The organism is Flexivirga alba (genome assembly GCF_042661025.1).
Classification (GTDB): Bacteria; Actinomycetota; Actinomycetes; order Actinomycetales; family Dermatophilaceae; genus Flexivirga; species Flexivirga alba.
Genome location: NZ_JBHSWH010000001.1, coordinates 4,530,319 through 4,547,634, shown reverse-complemented (window position 1 = coordinate 4,547,634; position 17,316 = coordinate 4,530,319). Strand labels below are relative to the sequence as shown.

Annotated in this window: 17 protein-coding genes and 2 pseudogenes; 6 read left to right on the top strand and 13 right to left on the bottom strand. The window is 68.5% G+C overall.

What is annotated here, in order from left to right; genetic code table 11:
• Positions 1-4 precede the first annotated feature (4 nt).
• From ACFQDH_RS22705 to deoC, 8 genes and pseudogenes are all read right to left on the bottom strand, one after another.
• Entirely contained in the window at positions 5-988 is a 984-nt protein-coding gene (locus tag ACFQDH_RS22705) for an AAA family ATPase (RefSeq protein WP_382404629.1), read from the bottom strand.
• Positions 985-2,091: a DUF4350 domain-containing protein gene (locus ACFQDH_RS22700; protein WP_382404628.1), complete on the bottom strand. Its 1,107-nt coding sequence runs from the start codon at positions 2,089-2,091 to the stop codon at positions 985-987. Before ACFQDH_RS22700 ends, ACFQDH_RS22705 begins: the two co-directional genes overlap by 4 nt.
• Positions 2,088-2,729 carry a DUF4129 domain-containing protein gene (locus ACFQDH_RS22695; RefSeq protein WP_382404627.1) on the bottom strand — a complete coding sequence of 214 codons (642 nt, stop codon included), beginning with the start codon at positions 2,727-2,729 and terminating at the stop codon, positions 2,088-2,090. Before ACFQDH_RS22695 ends, ACFQDH_RS22700 begins: the two co-directional genes overlap by 4 nt.
• Entirely contained in the window at positions 2,719-3,897 is a 1,179-nt protein-coding gene (locus ACFQDH_RS22690) for a DUF7847 domain-containing protein (RefSeq protein WP_382404626.1), read from the bottom strand. The genes ACFQDH_RS22695 and ACFQDH_RS22690 overlap by 11 nt, the downstream gene beginning before the upstream one ends.
• 117 nt (positions 3,898-4,014) lie before the next feature.
• Positions 4,015-4,629, bottom strand: coding sequence for an AAA family ATPase (locus ACFQDH_RS22685; RefSeq protein WP_382404625.1), 615 nt, complete (start codon positions 4,627-4,629; stop codon positions 4,015-4,017).
• Positions 4,630-4,652: 23 nt separating this feature from the next.
• Positions 4,653-5,537: an aldehyde dehydrogenase family protein gene (locus tag ACFQDH_RS22680; protein ID WP_382404624.1), complete on the bottom strand. Its 885-nt coding sequence runs from the start codon at positions 5,535-5,537 to the stop codon at positions 4,653-4,655.
• Positions 5,537-6,984: pseudogene (locus ACFQDH_RS22675) on the bottom strand (aldehyde dehydrogenase family protein). Before ACFQDH_RS22675 ends, ACFQDH_RS22680 begins: the two are co-directional and overlap by 1 nt.
• A gap of 10 nt (positions 6,985-6,994) precedes the next feature.
• Positions 6,995-7,942: a deoxyribose-phosphate aldolase gene (gene deoC / locus ACFQDH_RS22670; protein ID WP_382404934.1), complete on the bottom strand. Its 948-nt coding sequence runs from the start codon at positions 7,940-7,942 to the stop codon at positions 6,995-6,997.
• 54 nt (positions 7,943-7,996) lie between these two features.
• Here deoC and ACFQDH_RS22665 point away from each other — a divergent pair, with 54 nt between their 5' ends.
• The gene (locus tag ACFQDH_RS22665; protein ID WP_382404622.1) at positions 7,997-8,650 is read left to right on the top strand and encodes a hypothetical protein; all 654 of its coding nucleotides are present in this window, start codon (positions 7,997-7,999) and stop codon (positions 8,648-8,650) included.
• 3 nt (positions 8,651-8,653) lie between these two features.
• On the opposite strand, the gene ACFQDH_RS22660 is transcribed toward ACFQDH_RS22665, so the two are convergent.
• Together ACFQDH_RS22660 and ACFQDH_RS22655 are read right to left on the bottom strand one after the other, a co-directional pair.
• Positions 8,654-10,288 (bottom strand): phospho-sugar mutase, encoded by a 1,635-nt coding sequence (locus ACFQDH_RS22660; RefSeq protein WP_382404621.1) that lies wholly within the window; start codon positions 10,286-10,288, stop codon positions 8,654-8,656.
• On the bottom strand, positions 10,285-11,136 hold the full coding sequence (locus ACFQDH_RS22655) for a purine-nucleoside phosphorylase (protein ID WP_382404620.1): 852 nt from the start codon (positions 11,134-11,136) through the stop codon (positions 10,285-10,287). The genes ACFQDH_RS22660 and ACFQDH_RS22655 overlap by 4 nt, the downstream gene beginning before the upstream one ends.
• 70 nt (positions 11,137-11,206) lie before the next feature.
• Between ACFQDH_RS22655 and ACFQDH_RS22650 the strand changes: the two genes are divergently transcribed.
• Entirely contained in the window at positions 11,207-12,622 is a 1,416-nt protein-coding gene (locus ACFQDH_RS22650) for an NAD(P)H-quinone dehydrogenase (protein ID WP_382404619.1), read from the top strand.
• Between the two features lie 12 nt (positions 12,623-12,634).
• On the opposite strand, the gene ACFQDH_RS22645 is transcribed toward ACFQDH_RS22650, so the two are convergent.
• The gene (locus tag ACFQDH_RS22645; RefSeq protein WP_382404618.1) at positions 12,635-12,823 is read right to left on the bottom strand and encodes a hypothetical protein; all 189 of its coding nucleotides are present in this window, start codon (positions 12,821-12,823) and stop codon (positions 12,635-12,637) included.
• Between the two features lie 147 nt (positions 12,824-12,970).
• Positions 12,971-13,150 carry a hypothetical protein gene (locus ACFQDH_RS22640; RefSeq protein WP_382404617.1) on the bottom strand — a complete coding sequence of 60 codons (180 nt, stop codon included), beginning with the start codon at positions 13,148-13,150 and terminating at the stop codon, positions 12,971-12,973.
• Positions 13,151-13,277: 127 nt separating this feature from the next.
• Here ACFQDH_RS22640 and ACFQDH_RS22635 point away from each other — a divergent pair, with 127 nt between their 5' ends.
• Genes ACFQDH_RS22635 through ACFQDH_RS22620 form a run of 4 tightly spaced genes read left to right on the top strand, consistent with a single transcriptional unit; the run spans position 13,278 to position 15,446 of the window.
• On the top strand, positions 13,278-13,934 hold the full coding sequence (locus ACFQDH_RS22635) for a TetR/AcrR family transcriptional regulator (RefSeq protein WP_382404616.1): 657 nt from the start codon (positions 13,278-13,280) through the stop codon (positions 13,932-13,934).
• Positions 13,935-13,965: 31 nt separating this feature from the next.
• Entirely contained in the window at positions 13,966-14,157 is a 192-nt protein-coding gene (locus tag ACFQDH_RS22630) for a hypothetical protein (protein ID WP_382404615.1), read from the top strand.
• On the top strand, positions 14,141-14,827 hold the full coding sequence (locus ACFQDH_RS22625; protein WP_382404614.1) for a molybdopterin-dependent oxidoreductase: 687 nt from the start codon (positions 14,141-14,143) through the stop codon (positions 14,825-14,827). The genes ACFQDH_RS22630 and ACFQDH_RS22625 overlap by 17 nt, the downstream gene beginning before the upstream one ends.
• A complete protein-coding gene (locus tag ACFQDH_RS22620; RefSeq protein WP_382404613.1) occupies positions 14,820-15,446 on the top strand; it encodes a cytochrome b/b6 domain-containing protein in 627 nt (208 codons plus the stop codon). The genes ACFQDH_RS22625 and ACFQDH_RS22620 overlap by 8 nt, the downstream gene beginning before the upstream one ends.
• On the opposite strand, the pseudogene ACFQDH_RS22615 reads toward ACFQDH_RS22620, so the two are convergent.
• Positions 15,438-17,287: pseudogene (locus ACFQDH_RS22615) on the bottom strand (acetyl/propionyl/methylcrotonyl-CoA carboxylase subunit alpha). The gene ACFQDH_RS22620 and the pseudogene ACFQDH_RS22615 overlap by 9 nt on opposite strands.
• Positions 17,288-17,316: the final 29 nt, after the last annotated feature.

Here is a 17,316-nt window from a genome sequence, read left to right as displayed (position 1 = left end):
TCCTTCACCGCGGGACCGGGACCGCGCCGATCACTGAGTCCAGCACCGCAGCGGTGCCGACGCCCTCCAGCTCGGCTTCCGGTCGCAGCTGGAGACGGTGCCCGAGCGTCGCACGGGTCATCGCTTTCACGTCATCCGGCGTCACGAAGTCGCGACCGCTCAGCCACGCCCACGCGCGGCTCGTGGCGAGCAGGGCGGTTGCGGCGCGAGGGCTCGCGCCCAGTGAGAGCGACGGCGCAGATCGCGTGCCACGCACCAGATCCACGATGTATGACGCAACGTCGGCGCCGACCTGGACCCGTCGCACGGCTGCGGCCCCGGCGGCGAGGTCGTCGGGGCCGGCGACCGGCCGGATGCCGGCGGTGGCCAGGTCCCGCGGGTCGAAGTCGGCCGCGTGCCGGCGTAGCACCTCGAGCTCGGCGTCCCGGTCGGGCAACGGCATGCTGACCTTCATCAGGAAGCGGTCCAGCTGCGCCTCGGGCAGGGGATAGGTGCCTTCGTACTCGACAGGGTTCTGGGTGGCCGCCACCATGAACGGCATCGGCAACGGGCGCGCCTCGCCGTCGACTGACACCTGACGTTCCTCCATCGCCTCGAGCAGGGCTGATTGCGTCTTCGGAGGAGTGCGGTTGATCTCGTCGGCGAGCAGCAGGTTGGTGAAAACCGGCCCGGGCCGGAAGGTGAATTCCGAGGTGCGCGAGTCGAACACGAGCGATCCGGTGATGTCACCGGGCATCAGGTCCGGCGTGAACTGCACCCGTTTGGTCTCGATGGCCAGCGCGGCAGCCAGGGACCGCACGAGCAAAGTCTTGGCGACACCCGGCACGCCTTCGAGCAGCACGTGACCGCGCGAGAGCAGCGCGATCACCAGCGCGGTCACGGCGGCATCCTGACCCACCACCGCCTTGGCGACCTCGCCGCGCACCGCAGTCAGGGCCGTCCTGGCGCGCTGTGCCGCAGCCGCGTCGTCCGGGGTTGGCGATGTCATCGTCGTACCTGCCTTTCCAGCTGTTGCAAGTGTTGTGCGAGCACGGTCATGGCTTGGTCATCGGGTGGGTCGGCTCCGTAGAGCAGCTCGGCCACCTGCTGCGGGTCGTGCTGGGCCGCGCGGGCGGTGCGGTCGACGAGAGTCTCCGGCCGACCGTTCGGCGCGAGGCCGAGGTAGCGCGCGAGCCGGGTGCGGGTCGCGAGCCGCAACACCGCCGAGGCGCGCGCGTCGTCGTGCGCCTTGCGGTAGAGCTGACCGCGGCTGCGGGTCGTCTCGCCGGCGGGCACCACCACCGGCAGCGGCTCGGGCACCAGTGCGCCGAAACGCCTTCCGCGCCATACCATCACGAGGAGTATGACGGCGCCGGCGAGCCAGATCGCCGGGTGGAACCAGCCCGGCCATTTCGGGCCCTGCGCGGCGTCGCTGTCACCCGTGGCCAAAGTCGGCGCGAACCACACGAGATGGTTGGTCGAGCCGAGCGTGCGGAGGATGATGGCGGCGTTGTCGGCATTGACCACCGTCTTGTTGGCGAGTATGGCGTGACTGCCGAGCAGCACGATCTCCGGTGCGTGCCCCTGCGCTGGGAGAACAGCGACCGCGCCCTCGCCGCCTTCGCCGAAGCAGGTCTGGCCGGTGCCGTCGAGGCGGTAGGTGATGTCCGCGTAACTCAACTTCAGGCCGTCCAGCCACGGGACGGTGCAGCGCGAAAGCGGCTGGGACTCCAGTGGATCGACGTTCGGGACAGGTAGCTCGAGTGCCTTGATCGTCGTCGGGTCGGCATCGACGATCACCACGCGCCGGGCACCCGCAGCCATCGCCATGGTCCGCTGCAAGGTGCTCTGGGCGAGCAGTTGCGGACGCGTGAGCACGAGGGTGGCGCCACGCACATCGCCGATGCTGAACTCGCTGACCCGGTGCGCGATCTGCACATCGACGCCGTGCTGTCCGAGCACCTGCGCGACGGCGCGGCTCCCGTCGGGTCCGGCGGACGCGGGGTCGAGCGGCTCGCTGGAGGTGCGCGGGGCCAGCAGGACCGCACCGATCAACACGGCGAGCAGGCACACCACAATGGCCGTGACGGTCGCCCGGCCGCGGGTGATCACGCGGTCACCTGCTGGGCTGCGGGATGCCTGGGCCGGATGTTCTCCAGCTCGCGGTCGAGTGCCTCGATCCGGGCGACGTCCTCTGCGGATGCATCGGCGCCGCCATACCGCACCTGATCGAAAAACATTGCGGTCGAACGGATTGCGGCGGCCTGTGCCGGGAAGTACGGCGCGAGCTCGGCCCCGACCTCGTGTGCAGTGCGGCCGGGTTGCGGCAGCAGCAGGGACCGCTCCTCGGCGCGCCGGGCGAGCGCCCGGAAGTAGTCAACGAAGGCCACCGAGTGGGCGCCCTTGGCGGCGGACCGGCCGGCCCGATCGCGGAGTTGCTCGGCAGTCAGGTCGACGTCGGTCAGGACGCCTTCGTCAGAAGGTTCCCGTGTGCGAGCGGAGCCGCCGCGAAGGCGGGACAGCGCGAACACCACGATGCCGACTATCACGACGAGCAGCGGAATCAGCACGTAGAGGGGCAGCGCGCCCCCGACTCCCTGCAGCAGGTCGTTCAGGCGGTCCGTCGCCCAGTCCCAGAGTCGCTGCAGCCAGCTGCGCTGGTCGGCGTATGCCGGCTTGGCCAGCTCGCGTTGCAACCAGGCGTGCGCGGTGCCGCCACTCGGGTCCAACGGCGCGCCGTCAGCGCGCACCGCCACCGTCCTTGGCGCTGTCCCTGGCCGCAGCCTCCATCAGCGTGACGTCCAGCGCCTCCTTGCGGATCCGCTGGTCGAGGTAGAGCAGGGCGGTGACGCCGGCCGTGAACGGAGTGGTCAGTGCGCTGACGATCACCGAGACGAGCTGAAGCGCAACCGCTCCGGTGACGCTGAGGCCGCCGTCACCGGAGCCTGCGACCGCAATGAGCGCAGCCGGGAACGACACGACCTGACTGATCACGTAGATGATCAGCTGCGCCAGCAGCGTGATGCCGAAGATGCGCCACCACTGCTGGCGGCTGAGGTGCCACGAGCGGACGATGGACTTGATCGGGCCGACCCGTTCCAGGACGAGGGCCGGAGCTGCCAACGAGATCTTGGTGGACAACCAGATCACGCAGACGGTCAACCCGACACCGAGCAGGATCGCGGCTATCACTGCGCCGACGGTGCCCGTCGTCGCCGCCAGGAGTGCGACGATGCCGACTGCGATTGCGCCGGCCACGGCGATCGTAGCAATGATCATCAGAGTCAGGCCGATGAGCGGCAGCAGCCGCCCTCGAACCTTGTGCCACGTCTGGCCGATCGAGATGCGCCGCCCGAGCACCGCCTCGGCGACGACAACCGTGAGCATTCCGGCCAGCAGGACACCGGCGAACCAGGAAAAGACCGAACTGACAATCAGCCCCAACTGCCCACCGAGGTTGGTCGTGGTGCCGTTGCTGTCGGTGACGGTGAGGTCGGCGTTGGAGAATGCGATCGTCACGAGCACCGAGGGCACGGCCACGATGAGGGCCATCAGCGCCGACAGGCCGATGATCGCGCCGGGGTTGCCGCGGATCGTGCCGAAGGTGCCGCCGAAGATGTCGCCGAGGTTCAACGGACGCAGCGGTATGACGCCCGGCTTGGGCGCGAGCTGGAACATCGGTCGGCCGTACGAGCCCTGCGGACCCGCGCCGTACTGCGGCTGCTGCCCGTACTGCGGGGGCGGCGGCGGACCGTATTGCCCGTATTGCGGCTGGGGCGGCGGTGCGTACTGGCCGTATTGCGGCGGCTGCCCGCCATACTGCCCGTATTGCGGTTGTTGTTGTGGCCCACCCTGACCGGCCTGCGGCGGCCGCGATCCGTTGTCGCTGCCGGGCGAGTCACCCCGGGGCTCGTCCATCCGTTGCTCATAGGGCGACAGTAGATGATCCCCTCTGATCGAGCGGCACAGAACCGCATTGAGCGGCGTACCGATTCGCCCGGAATCCGTATGCCGGTCAATGCGCGGGTATGCCACTCAATCGGGAGAGACGCGGAGACGGCGGGCGAGGTCTTTCGGCCGGATCGGCTTCGCGCCGAGCCGTAGCTGCTCCCGGACGATCTGTGGTTCGGCCCTGGCCAGCCGTAGGCCACGGCGCACCAGCACCAGCGGCGGCTTGCGCCGCTCAGACAGGTCACGCACCAGTCGCCGCGCGAAAGTCACCCACCGGTTGTGGTGCACGCAGTAGGCGCCGGCGAGCAGCCCGCGCTCGCGCAACGGTCCGATCACGTATGGCGCGAAGATCCCCTCCGCGATGACGGTGTCGGCGCCGCCGAGCCGCACCTGCTGGGTGCCAGTGGCCGCCGACGCGGAGATGTCGTAAACGGGAGCGACGAGTTCGCCTGTCCGGCAAAGCAATTCGAGTGCGTCGACCGCGTCGTCACATCGCCACGACCGCACGTCGTCCCAGTCGGCGAGGTCGCTCGACAGCATCGGCAGCGTCGGATCGCCGGCGTCCTTGTAGAAGTCATCGAGTCGCACGATCGGCCAGCCGTGTTCGCGGGACAGGTGCGCGGCCCAGCGGGATTTGCCGGAACCGCTGGGCCCGCCGATGACCAGAACACGGGCGCGCGGGGGTGAGGTGTCGTTCACGGTGATTGGTTCGAGAGCGCGCTCTACATGCCCTTGGGATGCCACACGGTCTTGGTCTCCAGGAATGCCGTCATCCGGGACAGGTCGGGTTCGTCCTGCCAGTCCGGCTCGACAGCCTCCGCGCCCTCACCTGCGGGTCGGACGACCCGCTTGACCGTGTCTGCGGCGGAGGCTTCGAGCTCGCCCCAGGCCAACTCGGTCGCGCCGGCCAGGTCGATGGCGTTGACGTCGGCGTGCGAGGCGAGCCAGGGGGCCAGCTCGGCGGTGCGCCCGGTGACGATGTTGACGACCCCACCAGGCACATCCGAGGTGGCCAGCACCTCGCCGAGCGAGATGGCCGGCAACGGGCGTTCCTCGCTCGTGACGACCACCACGGTGTTGCCGGAGACGATTGCGGGTGCGATAACCGACACCAGCCCGAGCAGCGAACTCGCCTGCGGCGCAAGGATGCCCACCACTCCGGTCGGCTCCGGCGCGGAGATGTCGAAGTACGGGCCGGCGACCGGGTTGAGGTTGCCCAGCACCTGCGGCAACTTGTCGGGCCACCCGGCATACCAGACCCACCGGTCGATGGCGGCGTCGACGATCTTGGTCGCCTGCAGCTTGGTTACGCCTTCGCTCGCGGAGACTTCGGCGATGAACTGCTCGCGGCGTCCCTCGAGGATCTCGCCGACGCGGTAGAGCACCTGCCCGCGGTTGTATGCGGTCGCGCCCGACCAGCCCTTGAACGCGCCACGCGCGGCGACGACCGCGTCGCGGATGTCCTTGCGTGAGCCGTGTGCGGCGTTGGCCAGGAACTTGGGGGAGCGGCCGGATGAGACGACCTCGTAGGACCTGCCGGACTCCGAGCGGGGGAACTTTCCGCCGATGTAGAGCTTGTAGGTCTTGCGCACCTCGAGGCGTGCCATCAGTGCGTTCCTTCCGTGTCCAGGTAAGCGGCGAGACCCTGGCGGCCACCCTCGCGGCCGTAGCCGCTCTCCTTGTAGCCGCCGAACGGTGACGTCGGGTCGAAGCGGTTGAACGTGTTGGCCCAGACCACTCCGGCGCGCAGCCGGTCGGCGATCGCCAGGATGCGCGAGCCCTTGTCGGTCCAGATGCCGGCGGACAGTCCGTATGGCGTGTTGTTGGCCTTCGCGACCGCCTCGTCCGGCGTGCGGAAGGTCAGCACCGACAGCACCGGGCCGAAGATCTCCTCCTGCGCGATGCGGTGCGACTGCGAGACGCCGGTGAAAACCGTTGGGGGAACCAGTATCCGCGTTCGGGAAGCTCGCACTTCGGGCTCCAGCGCGTTGCCCTCGGCTTCGCCGATGTCCACGAGCGCGTTGATCCGGGCCAACTGTGCGGCGGAGTTGATGGCGCCGACGTCGGTGTTCTTGTCCATCGGGTCGCCGACACGAAGCGTCTGCAATCGGCGCTGCAGTCGGTGTATGACGTCGTCGGCGACCGACTCCTGCACCAGCAGCCGGCTACCGGCGCAGCACACGTGACCCTGGTTGAAGAAGATGCCGTTGACGATGCCCTCGACCGCCTGGTCGATGGGTGCGTCGTCGAAGACGATGTTGGCCGCCTTGCCCCCAGCTCCAGGCTGAGGCGCTTGCGGGTGCCTGCGATCGTCCGGGCGATCGACTTGCCGACGCCGGTCGAGCCGGTGAAGGCGATCTTGTCGATGTCGGGGTGTTCGACCAGCGCCTGGCCGGTGGCCCCCGCACCGGTGACGATGTTGACGACGCCGGGCGGCAGCTCGGCCTGGCGGCATACATCGGCGAACAGCAGCGCGGTCAGCGGCGTGGTCTCGGCGGGCTTGAGCACGACGGTGTTGCCGGTGGCCAGTGCCGGTGCGATCTTCCAGGAGAGCATCAGCAGCGGGAAGTTCCAGGGGATCACCTGGCCGACGACGCCCAGCGGTCGCGGGTTGGTCCCGAGCCCCGCGTAGTCCAGCTTGTCCGCCCAGCCGGCGTGGTAGAAGAAATGCGCGGCAGCGGTCGGGATGTCGACGTCGCGTGATTCCTTGATCGGCTTGCCGTTGTCGAGCGTCTCCAGCACCGCGAACTCGCGGGCTCGCTCGGCCATGATCCGGGCGATGCGGAAGAGGTACTTGCCCCGCTCGGCGCCGGACAGCCGGCTCCAGGTGCGGTCGTAGGCGCGACGGGCGGCACGCACGGCCCTGTCGACGTCGGCGGCGCTCGCCTCCGAGACGTCCGCGAGCTTCTCCTCGGTGGCCGGGTTGATCGTCTTGAACGACTTGCCGTCGGCCGGGTCGACGAATTCGCCGCCGATGAACAGCCCGTATGACGAGGCGATGTCGACGACGGAACGCGACTCGGGTGCCGGCGCGTATTCGAATTTCGTTGTCATCTCTGGTCTTTCAGTCAATCGTCACGTAGTCGGCGCCGGAGTAGGCCCCGGTGCGAAGCTTCTGGCGCTGCAGCAACAGGTCGGTCAGCAGGCTGGACGCACCGAAGCGGAACCACTCCGGCGACAACCAGTCGTCTCCGGCGATCTCGCTGACCATGACGAGGTAGCGCAGCGCGTCCTTGCTGGTGCGTATGCCGCCGGCCGGCTTGACGCCGACCATCTCGCCGGTGAGCTCGCGCCAGTCGCGGACTGCCTCGAGCATCAGCAGCGTGACCGGCATGGTCGCAGCCGGCTGGATCTTGCCGGTGGAGGTCTTGATGAAGTCGGCCCCGGCCAGCATCGCCAGCCAGGACGCACGCCGCACGTTGTCGTATGTCGCCAGCTCTCCGGTCTCCAGGATGACCTTCAGGTGCGCGTCGGCGGCGTCGCCGGGACGGGCGCACGCCTCCTTGACGGCGGCGATCTGGTCGAACACCAGCCGGTAGTCGCCGGCGAGGAACGCGCCGCGGTCGATGACCATGTCGATCTCGTCGGCACCGGCCTTGACAGCGTCCTTGGTGTCAGCGAGCTTGACCGCGAGGCTGGCGCGACCGGACGGGAAGGCCGTTGCGACGGCGGCCACGTGGATGCCGCTGGTCCCCAGCGCTTCCTTGGCGATGCCGACCAGGTCGCCATACACACAGACGGCCGCGACCTGCGGGGTGTCGAGGTTCGACGGGTCGGGCAGCTGCGCCTTCGCGCAGAGGCTGCGCACCTTGCCAGGCGTGTCGGCGCCCTCGAGAGTGGTCAGGTCGATCATGCCGATCGCGGTGTCGATCGCCCACGCCTTGCTGGTGGTTTTGATCGAGCGGGTGGCCAGCGCAGCGGCTCGCGCCTCGATGCCGACCTGGTCGACACCGGGCAGACCGTGCAGCCAGGTACGCAAGGCTTTGTTGGTCAAAGAGGCGACGCCGAGCATGTCCCGGGCCCGCGAGGTTGCAGATGATGGGCTCACCGGTGCAGCGTACCTGTCATGCCCTTCAATCTTCCCGCTCGCGGCAACTCCGCGGCCGGTCCCAGTCGCACCTTCCGGCAACCCGCGATGCTCGTGCCCGGGATCGTTCTCACCGTGGCCTGTGTGGCCTTCATCGTGCTGATCCCGTTCGGCTCCAAGCACCTCATCAACCTGCTCTGGCCGCTGGCCGGCCTACTCGTGGTGTGGGTGATCTTCCTGCGCCCGTGCGTCACGATGACCCAGGCCGGTGTGGTGCTGCGCAACATCGTGCGGGACGTCCGGTGCGGCTGGCCGTCGATCGACCTGGTCGAACAGCGTTGGAACCTCAAGGTTTACGACGCACGGGGCAAGGGTGCCGGCTCCTGGGCGATCACCGCCCAACGGCCGCGTCGCGCCGGCCGCCGAGGTAGCGGAATGGGCTCGCTGTTCGGTGGTGGTATCGGGTCTCGGCGCATTGAACCGGAGGACGCCATAGAGATCATGGAGGCCCGCCCGGGATCTGCCGCAGGAGTCGCTGAGCAGATCCGGGCCGGCCAGGCTGATTACGCCAGCGCTGTCCAGCGGGACCCGTCCGTGCAGGCGAAGGAGGAGTTCGTCATCGTTCCGGCCTGGCCGGCGATCGGGGCGCTCGTCCTCGCCATCATCTTCGTCGTGTTGGCAGTCATCGCCTGAGTCTCAACCGGCGGCGGTGAGCCGTTCGAACTCATTGCGTACGTCGGCGAGCTTTCGGCCGGCGACGGCCGGGTCGGCGTCGATCGTCTCCAGGTAGATCTTCAGCTTCGGCTCGGTGCCGCTGGGTCGCACGATCACCCTGGTGTCGTCCGCCAGGAAGTAACGCAAGCCTTCGGTCGGCGGCAGCCCACCCGCGCCGAGCGCGAGATCGTCGATCTTCGAAACCTGCTGCCCGGCAACAACTTCCGGCGGTTCTGCGCGTAGTCGCGCCATGATCTGGTCGATGATCGCGAGGTCGGAAACACGGACCGCGAAACTGTCCGTCGCATGCGTGCCGTGTATGGCGGCGAGGTCGGCCAGCACCCCGTCGAGCGACGTTCCTTCGGCCTTGCACTGCGCGGCGAATTCGGCGATCAGCAGCGCCGCACTGATGCCGTCCTTGTCGCGGACCGCCGCCGGATCGACGCAATATCCGAGGGCCTCCTCGTAGCCGAACGCGAGGGACGGAACCCGGCTGATCCACTTGAACCCGGTCAGCGTCTCAGCGTGCGGCACACCCGCCTGCTTCGCCATGGCTGCCAGCAGTCGCGACGAGACGATCGAGTTGGCGAAGACGGCATTCGATGCGACGCCACGTTGCAGCAGGTAGGCGCCGAGGAGCGCACCGACCTCGTCCCCGCGCAGCATCGCCCAGCCACCGGCACGGGGCACGGCAACAGCGCACCGGTCGGCGTCGGGGTCGTTCGCGATCACCAACTCGGCGCCCGTCTCGGCCGCGAGCTCCAGCGCGTGGTCGATCGCACCCGGCTCCTCGGGGTTCGGGAAGGCAACGGTCGGGAACGCCGGGTCGGGCTCGGCCTGGTCGGCGACGGAGGACGGCGCTGAGAAGCCGGCGCGATCGAAAGCCGCTCGGAACACTGCAGATCCGACGCCATGCAGTGCTGTGTGCACGATCTTGATGTCGCGCGGACCATCCGGGCGTACGACCTGGGTGACGGACTCCAGGTAGTCGTCCACCACGTCGTCGGAGAGCGTCTGCCAGCCGTCGTCGGCCAGCGGCACTTCGGCCGCGCGGGGGAATCGGCTGATCGCGTCGGCTATCTCGGAATCCGCCGGCGCGACGATTTGACTGCCATCGCCTAGGTAGACCTTGTAGCCGTTGTCCTGGGGCGGGTTGTGACTCGCCGTCACCATGACTCCGGCGTCGGCGCCGAGGTGGCGGATCATGAAGGCCAGCACCGGGGTCGGCAACGGGTGCGGCAGGACCATCGCCCGGCCGCCCGCACCGACGAAGACGGCGGCGGTGTCTCGGGCGAAGACGTCGGAGTTGTGCCGGGCGTCATACCCGATGACGACCGTGACGTCGCGCTTGCCGAGCTTTTCCTGCAGGTATGACGCAAGTCCCGCCGCTGCCCGGATGACGACCACGCGGTTCATCCGCGCCGGCCCAGCGCCCAGCGCGCCGCGCAAGCCGGCGGTGCCGAACTCGAGCAGCCCGGAGAACCGGTCCTGCAAATCCTCGAGCGCGCCTGCATCTCCGGATTCGGCTGCGGCGACTACGGATTCGAGATCCGCGCGCGTTCGCGAATCCGGATCGTCGGCGATCCAAGCGCGTGCCTCGGCCACGAGGTCGGTCATGACCGAGGGCCTTCCGCAGCGATCCGTGCGACGACGTCGGCGAGCAGCTTCCCGCACCGCTCGGCGGCGGCCTGGCCGGCCTCGAGCACCTCTTGGTGCGACAACGGCTGGTCGCTGATCCCAGCCGCGAGATTCGTCACCAGGCTGACGCCGAGGATGTCCAGGCCGGCCTGACGCGCGGCGATCGCCTCGAGCGCCGTCGACATACCGACCAGGTCGGCACCCAGGACGCCGGCCATCTTCACCTCGGCAGGTGTTTCGTACTGGGGGCCGCGGAACTGCGCGTAGACGCCTTCGTCCAGTGACGGGTCGACCGAGTGGGCGATCTCCCGCAGGCGCGGCGTGTAGAGGTCGGTCACGTCGATGAAGTTCGCGCCTTCGACGGGCGAGTGGGCGGTGAGGTTGATCTGATCGCGGATCAGCACCGGTGTGCCGGGACCCCACGAGCGGTTGAGCCCTCCGCAGCCGTTGGTCAGCACGATCGTGTGGCAGCCCGCGGCGGCCGCAGTACGCACCCCGTGAACCACGGAGCGCACGCCCTTGCCCTCGTAGAAGTGGGTGCGGGTGCCGAAGACCAACGCACGGGATCCGGTGTCGCCGATGGCGATCGAGCGCATCGCGCTGGAGTGCCCCGCGACGGCGGCCGCGGCGAACCCGGGCACGTCGGCGTTGTCGATGGTCGCGAGCGTCTCGCCGATCCGGTCGGCGGCCCCGCCCCACCCGGAGCCGAGGACGAGTGCGATGTCGTGCCGGGGCGCGCCGGTGCGGTCGGCGATGGTCGCGGCCGCGGCTCGGGCGACCTCGAAGGGATCGGTAGCCGGGTCGGTCAGCGGGTTCGAAGCAGTCACGCGCGCCAGCGTATGACGTGTCGGGCGCTCACACAGCGCACCCGTGTGTTTTCGGTTACCGCCGACAGACATGGAAAGATGCCCTCTTGTGATTCAAAAACAGGTCGTGATCATCGGCGGCGGACCCGGCGGCTACGAGTCCGCGCTGGTCGCGGCGCAGCTCGGCGCCCAGGTCACGGTCATCGAGGAGACCGGCCTCGGCGGAGCAGCGGTGCTGACCGACTGCGTGCCGAGCAAGACCCTCATCGCGACCTCCGACTTCATGTCCCGTTTCGCCGCAGCAGGTCGGCTCGGCGTCGGCTTCGAAGGCACCGCGGAGGACCAGCACGCCGAAGCACACGCGAAGCAGATCAACGAGCGGATCGTCGACCTGGCCAAGGCGCAGAGCCGCGACATCCGGGCGCAACTGGAGAGCGTCGGAGTCCGCATCAAGAACGGTCGGGGACGTATCGCCGGACCGGGTCGGGTCAGCGCCGAGCTGACCGACGGCGGCACCGAGGAATTGACCGCCGACGTCATCCTGCTGGCCGTCGGCTGCACCCCACGTGTCATGGACACCGCCATACCCGACGGCGAGCGGATCCTGACCTGGCAACAGATCTACGACCTGACCGAGTTGCCCGAGAAGCTGATCGTCGTGGGCTCCGGTGTCACCGGCGCCGAGCTCGCGCATGCCTACCTGGGTCTCGGCTGCGACGTGACGCTCGTGTCGTCACGCGACCGCGTGCTGCCCGGCGAGGACGCCGACGCCGCAACCGTCATCGAGAACGTCTTCCGCCGGCGCGGCATGAAGGTGCTCAATCGCTCGCGTATGGCGGCAGCGCGCCGTGACGGCGACGAGGTTGTCGTCACCCTGGAGGACGGCCGCGAAGTGCGCGGCTCGCACGTGCTGCTGGCCGTCGGCTCGGTCCCGCTGACCGGCGACATCGGACTGGACAAGGTGGGCGTCGAGGTCACCAAATCCGGTCACATCACCGTCGACCGGGTGTCCCGCACCTCGGCGCAGGGCGTGTATGCCGCGGGGGACTGCACCGGTGTCCTGCCGCTGGCGTCCGTTGCGGCGATGCAGGGCCGGATCGCCATGGCCCACTCGCTCGGCGATGCGGTCGCACCGCTCAACCTGCGCGGTGTCTGCGCCAACATCTTCACCGACCCGGAGATCGCGACCGTCGGTTACTCGCAGGCCGATGTGGAAGAGGGCCGGATCGAGGCACGCATCGTGACGCTGCCGCTGTCGACCAACCCGCGGGCCAAGATGCGCAACATCACCGACGGCTTCGTCAAGCTCTTCGTCCGCCCGGGTAGCACCACGATCATCGGCGGGGTTGTCGTGGCGCCGCAGGCATCGGAACTGATCTACCCGATCGGTCTCGCGGTCCAGAACCGCCTCACCGTCGACCAGGTCGCCAGCACGTTCTCGGTCTACCCGTCGATGACCGGATCCATCGCGGAGGCGGCCCGGCGGCTGCACGAAGCCGACATCTGAGCCGCCTCCGAATCAGCGGCGCTCGTCGTCCCGGTCCTTCGGGTCGCGAGGCGCATACGGATCGACCTGGTGCGGCAGGAGGCCGGCCTTCTCCCAGCGGCGGTACCGCTGCTCGCGCAGCTTGGGGCGTAGCGTGCGCAGCCCGACGATCACGCCGATGACGACGATGGTCAGAATGATGAATTTCACGAGCGCTGTCACGGCGCGGGGTCCGTTCTGCCGGTGGACAACTGTCGGGACACCAATCTACGTGGCACCCGCCGGCAGCAGGAAGCGGCGCCGTCTCGGAAGGGGAATCGAGGCGGCGCCGCTTTCGTGGTGCTCCGCGCGACCGTGCGCGCGGGTTCGTCAATGGCTGAGTGCCAACTGCGAGTAGTAGCGAGCGAACGGCTCGTGGCGCGCGATGCGCTGCTTGCGGTTACGGGCGAAGAAGCCCGTGAGTTCTACGGCGGCGAAGCCGACGAGCAGGGCGAGCGCGATCGCGTTGATGACCACGAAGCCGATGAAGAAGGCGTTGATGTTGATCATTGCGAACTCCTGGTGTCTTGTTAACTACGTTTGTAGTGACCACAACACTACGCCTGTAGAAGACGATTGCAAATCGGCGCAACGTGGTCTTGCTCACGTCGGTGTCGACGACGTGAGAAAGTGAAGGGTGTCCGCCCGTAGACGAGTCGCCCGCAAGCGCTCCCATCAGACGCCCGAAGGCACTGCCGCACGCCAGGAGTTGTTGCTGCGCAGCGCAATCGCCGTGGTCGGTCGATCGGGGATGCGCGGGCTGACCCACCGGGCGGTCGACCGTGAAGCGGGTATGCCGGAGGGCACCTGCTCGGTCTACTACCGGACCCGGCTTGCCCTGCTCACGGCACTCAGTGGCTTCGTCGCCGCTGCCCTGCACGCCGACGTCCGCTCGCTCGGGGCGTCGCTGCCGAGTCCGACCGGCGACGACGGTATCGATCTGGCGATCGACGCGACGATCCAGATGTTGATGCGGTGGTCGGAGAGTCCGGACCTGATCGTCACGATGTCCGAGCTGTCGCTCGAGGCCGGCCGGACGCCGTCATTGAGCGAGCCGATCGTGGCGTGGCGGACGAATCTGACCGACATCGTCGAGAACATCGTCTGCCGCACCGAGAAGTCGGCCGCACGGCTGCGAGCGGAGGCCATTGTCGCGAGCCTGGACGGCGTCGTGCTCAACGGACTGCTCGCCACCTCGGCGGCTGAGCGACCTGCTTACTTGCGTTCGATGGTCACCCTGGTCCTGCGTGCGATCGGCGACGCCGACCTGGAGGACTACGGCCTCAGCCACTGATACGACACCCGTTCCGTGGTGCAATGGATTCATGGCCAAGCCGCTGTGGGTTGTCGTCGGAGTGGTCCTCGTCCTGATCGGACTGCTCTGGACGCTGCAGGGCGCTGGCGTCATCGGTGGCAGCTCCATGAGTGGGACCACAACATGGGCGATCATCGGACCCATCGTCCTGGTCGTCGGAGCCCTCGTCGGCTGGTCTGGTCTTCGTGGCCGCAAGCGATGACGGTGCGCCGGTCGGCCGCCGCGTTGTACTCGGCCTCCTCGGACTCGGCGCAATCGGGGTCATCGCCGGAAGCAGGATTCAGACCGAGCTGAGCAGGTTGCTGGCCCCGGTCCAGTTGCGAGACCCGACCGGCCTCAGTGCGCTGATCCCGCTCGGCGACACCTGGCGCTACTACTCGGTCAGCGGCACGGTCGCCCGACGTGGCACCCGGTTCTACACCCTCAAGGTCTCAGGGCTGGTCGAAAACACCGCGACATACTCCTACGCCGACCTTCAGGCGCTGCCCCAGACCTCCTTCACCGACACGTTCCACTGCGTGACCGGCTGGCAGGTTCCCGACGTGCCGTGGAGCGGGGTCCGGGTGGCAGACCTGCTCGAGCGGGCTGCCCCTACCGACGCCGCGGTCGGTGTGCGCTACCACTCGTTCGACGGCGTCTACTCCGTCAACATGACACTGGAGCAGGCCCGTGCCGACGACGCCATCGTGGTGCTGACGATGTACGGCAAGCCGGTCACTCATGATCACGGCGGACCGGTGCGAATCTACGCGGGTTCGATGTACGGCTACAAGGGAACCAAGTGGCTCTCGGAGATCGAGGTCACGCCGGACAATCGGCCGGGTTACTGGGAGGACCGCGGCTACCCGCTGAACGGGATCATCGATGAGTGACGACCTCGAGCTCGAGCGGTTCGCGCTCGCCGAGCGGCTGGTGCACAAGGTCTTCGCGGTTCTGGTGGGCGTGTGCATCGTGACCGGGGCGATCCTCTACAACGGCCCGATCATGATGGCGGTCGGTCACCGCCATCTGGTCGAGATGGTCCACGTCTGGTGCGGTCTCGCGTTGCCCGTGCCACTGCTGCTCGGGGCAGCGTCGAAGATGTACCGGTCCGACGTGCGGCAGCTGAACCGCTTCACGCCCGCAGACCGGCGCTGGTTGGGCAGCCGCACGCGTCGAGACGGCACCATCCCGGTCGGCAAGTTCAACGCCGGCCAGAAGATCAACGCGTGGCTGGTGGCCGGCGCGACCGGCGTACTGCTGGGCACTGGTGCCCTCATGTACTGGACAGGACTTGTTCGGCTGTCCTGGCGCTCCGGCGCGACCTTCGTCCACGACTGGTTCGCCCTGGGCCTCGGGCTGCTCGTCATCGGCCACATTGCGTACGCCCTCCGGGATCCGCAAGCCCGCCGAGGGATGCGCACCGGCCGGGTTCCGCGGCGTTGGGCTCGGGACGAGCACGGCGCCTGGGTCGACGAGCTCGACGAGCTCAACGAGGACAGTTCACGCTGATGTAATCGTCGCGAGCACCGCACCGGCGGGGACCATCTCGCCGACCGCGGAGTTGATCGAGGACACGGTGCCGGCCCGGTGTGCGGTGATCGGCTGCTCCATCTTCATCGCCTCGAGCACGGCGACGGTGTCACCGACCTCGACCTGATCTCCTTCGGCGACAACGATTTTCACGATGGTGCCCTGCATCGGCGCGGTGACCGCGTCACCGGAGACGGTCGCGGCGCCCGAGCCGGCGCGTGACCGTTTCGGTGCCCGCCGGCGGGCGGCAGGCGAAGCTGCGCCGCCACCACCGAGTTGCAGGTCGCCCGGCAGCGTGAGCTGGTGGCGGCGACCGTCGATCTCGACGACGAACGATTGTCGGGGCGTCGGTTCCTCGTTGTCCTGACCGGTGGCGGGGGTGGCGTCGTACGGCTCGATCTGGTTGTCGAACTCGGTCTCGATCCACGTGGTGTGTATGGCGAAAGGCGTCTCGTCGTCCGTCGCGAAAGCCGGGTCCGCGACGACCGCGCGGTGGAAGGGGAGCACCGTCGGCATACCCTCGACGACCATCTCGGCGAGGGCGCGGCGCGAGCGTTCCAGCGCCTCCCTGCGGGTCCGTCCGGTCACAATCAGCTTGGCGAGCATCGAGTCGAACGCGCCGCCGATGACGTCGCCGGACACGACCCCGGAGTCGACGCGCACGCCGGGTCCGCTTGGTGCTGTGAAGGTTTCGACCGTGCCGGGTGCCGGCAGGAAGCCGCGCCCGGCGTCTTCGCCGTTGATCCGGAACTCGATGGAGTGCGCGTGCGGGGTGGGGTCGGCATACCCGAGCTCTTCGCCGGCGGCGATGCGGAACTGCTCACGCACCAGGTCGATGCCGGTGACCTCCTCGGAGACCGGATGCTCGACCTGCAGGCGGGTGTTGACCTCCAGGAAGCTGATGGTGCCGTCCTGGGCGACGAGGAACTCACACGTCCCCGCCCCGACATAACCGGCCGCTGTCAGGATCGCCTTGGACGCGCGGACCAGCTCGTCATGCTGCCCGTCCGAGAGGTATGGCGCGGGCGCCTCCTCCACCAACTTCTGGTTGCGGCGCTGCAAGGAGCAGTCACGGGTGGAGACCACGACCACGTTGCCGAAAGCGTCTGCGAGGCACTGGGTTTCGACGTGTCGCGGCTTGTCCAGGAAGCGCTCGACGAAGCATTCGCCGCGACCGAACGCGGTGACGGCCTCACGCACGGCGGAGTCGAAGAGCTCGGGGATCTCCTCGATGGTGCGGGCGACCTTCAGGCCGCGGCCGCCGCCGCCATACGCAGCCTTGATCGCCACCGGGAGGCCGTGTTCCTTCGCGAAGGCGACGACCTCGTCGGCGCCGCCGACCGGGTCCTTGGTGCCAGGGACCAGCGGTGCTCCGGCGGCCGTCGCGATGTGCCGGGCCTTGACCTTGTCGCCGAGACTGTCGATCGCAGCCGGGGAGGGCCGATCCAGGTGAGTCCCGCATCAAGGACGGACTGTGCGAATTCGGCGTTCTCGGAAAGGAATCCGTAGCCGGGGTGGACCGCGTCCGCGCCGGAGCGTTGCGCGATCTCGAGCAGCTTGTCACCCATCAAGTAGGAGTCGCCGGGCGTCGAACCGTCCAACGAGTAGGCCTCGTCGGCGACGCGCACGTGCAGGGCGTCCCGGTCCGGCTCGGCATACACGGCGACCGAACCGAGCCCGGCGTCAGTGCAGGCGCGTGCGACTCGCACGGCGATCTCACCTCGGTTGGCGATCAGAACCTTCCCGAACGGGGTCCCCGCGAAGTATTCGGAGGAGCGCAGCGGGGGAGAAACTTCGTGGGGTGGCTGCAGTTGCGGCATGCGGCTGACCTTATCGGCGCGTGACGGGC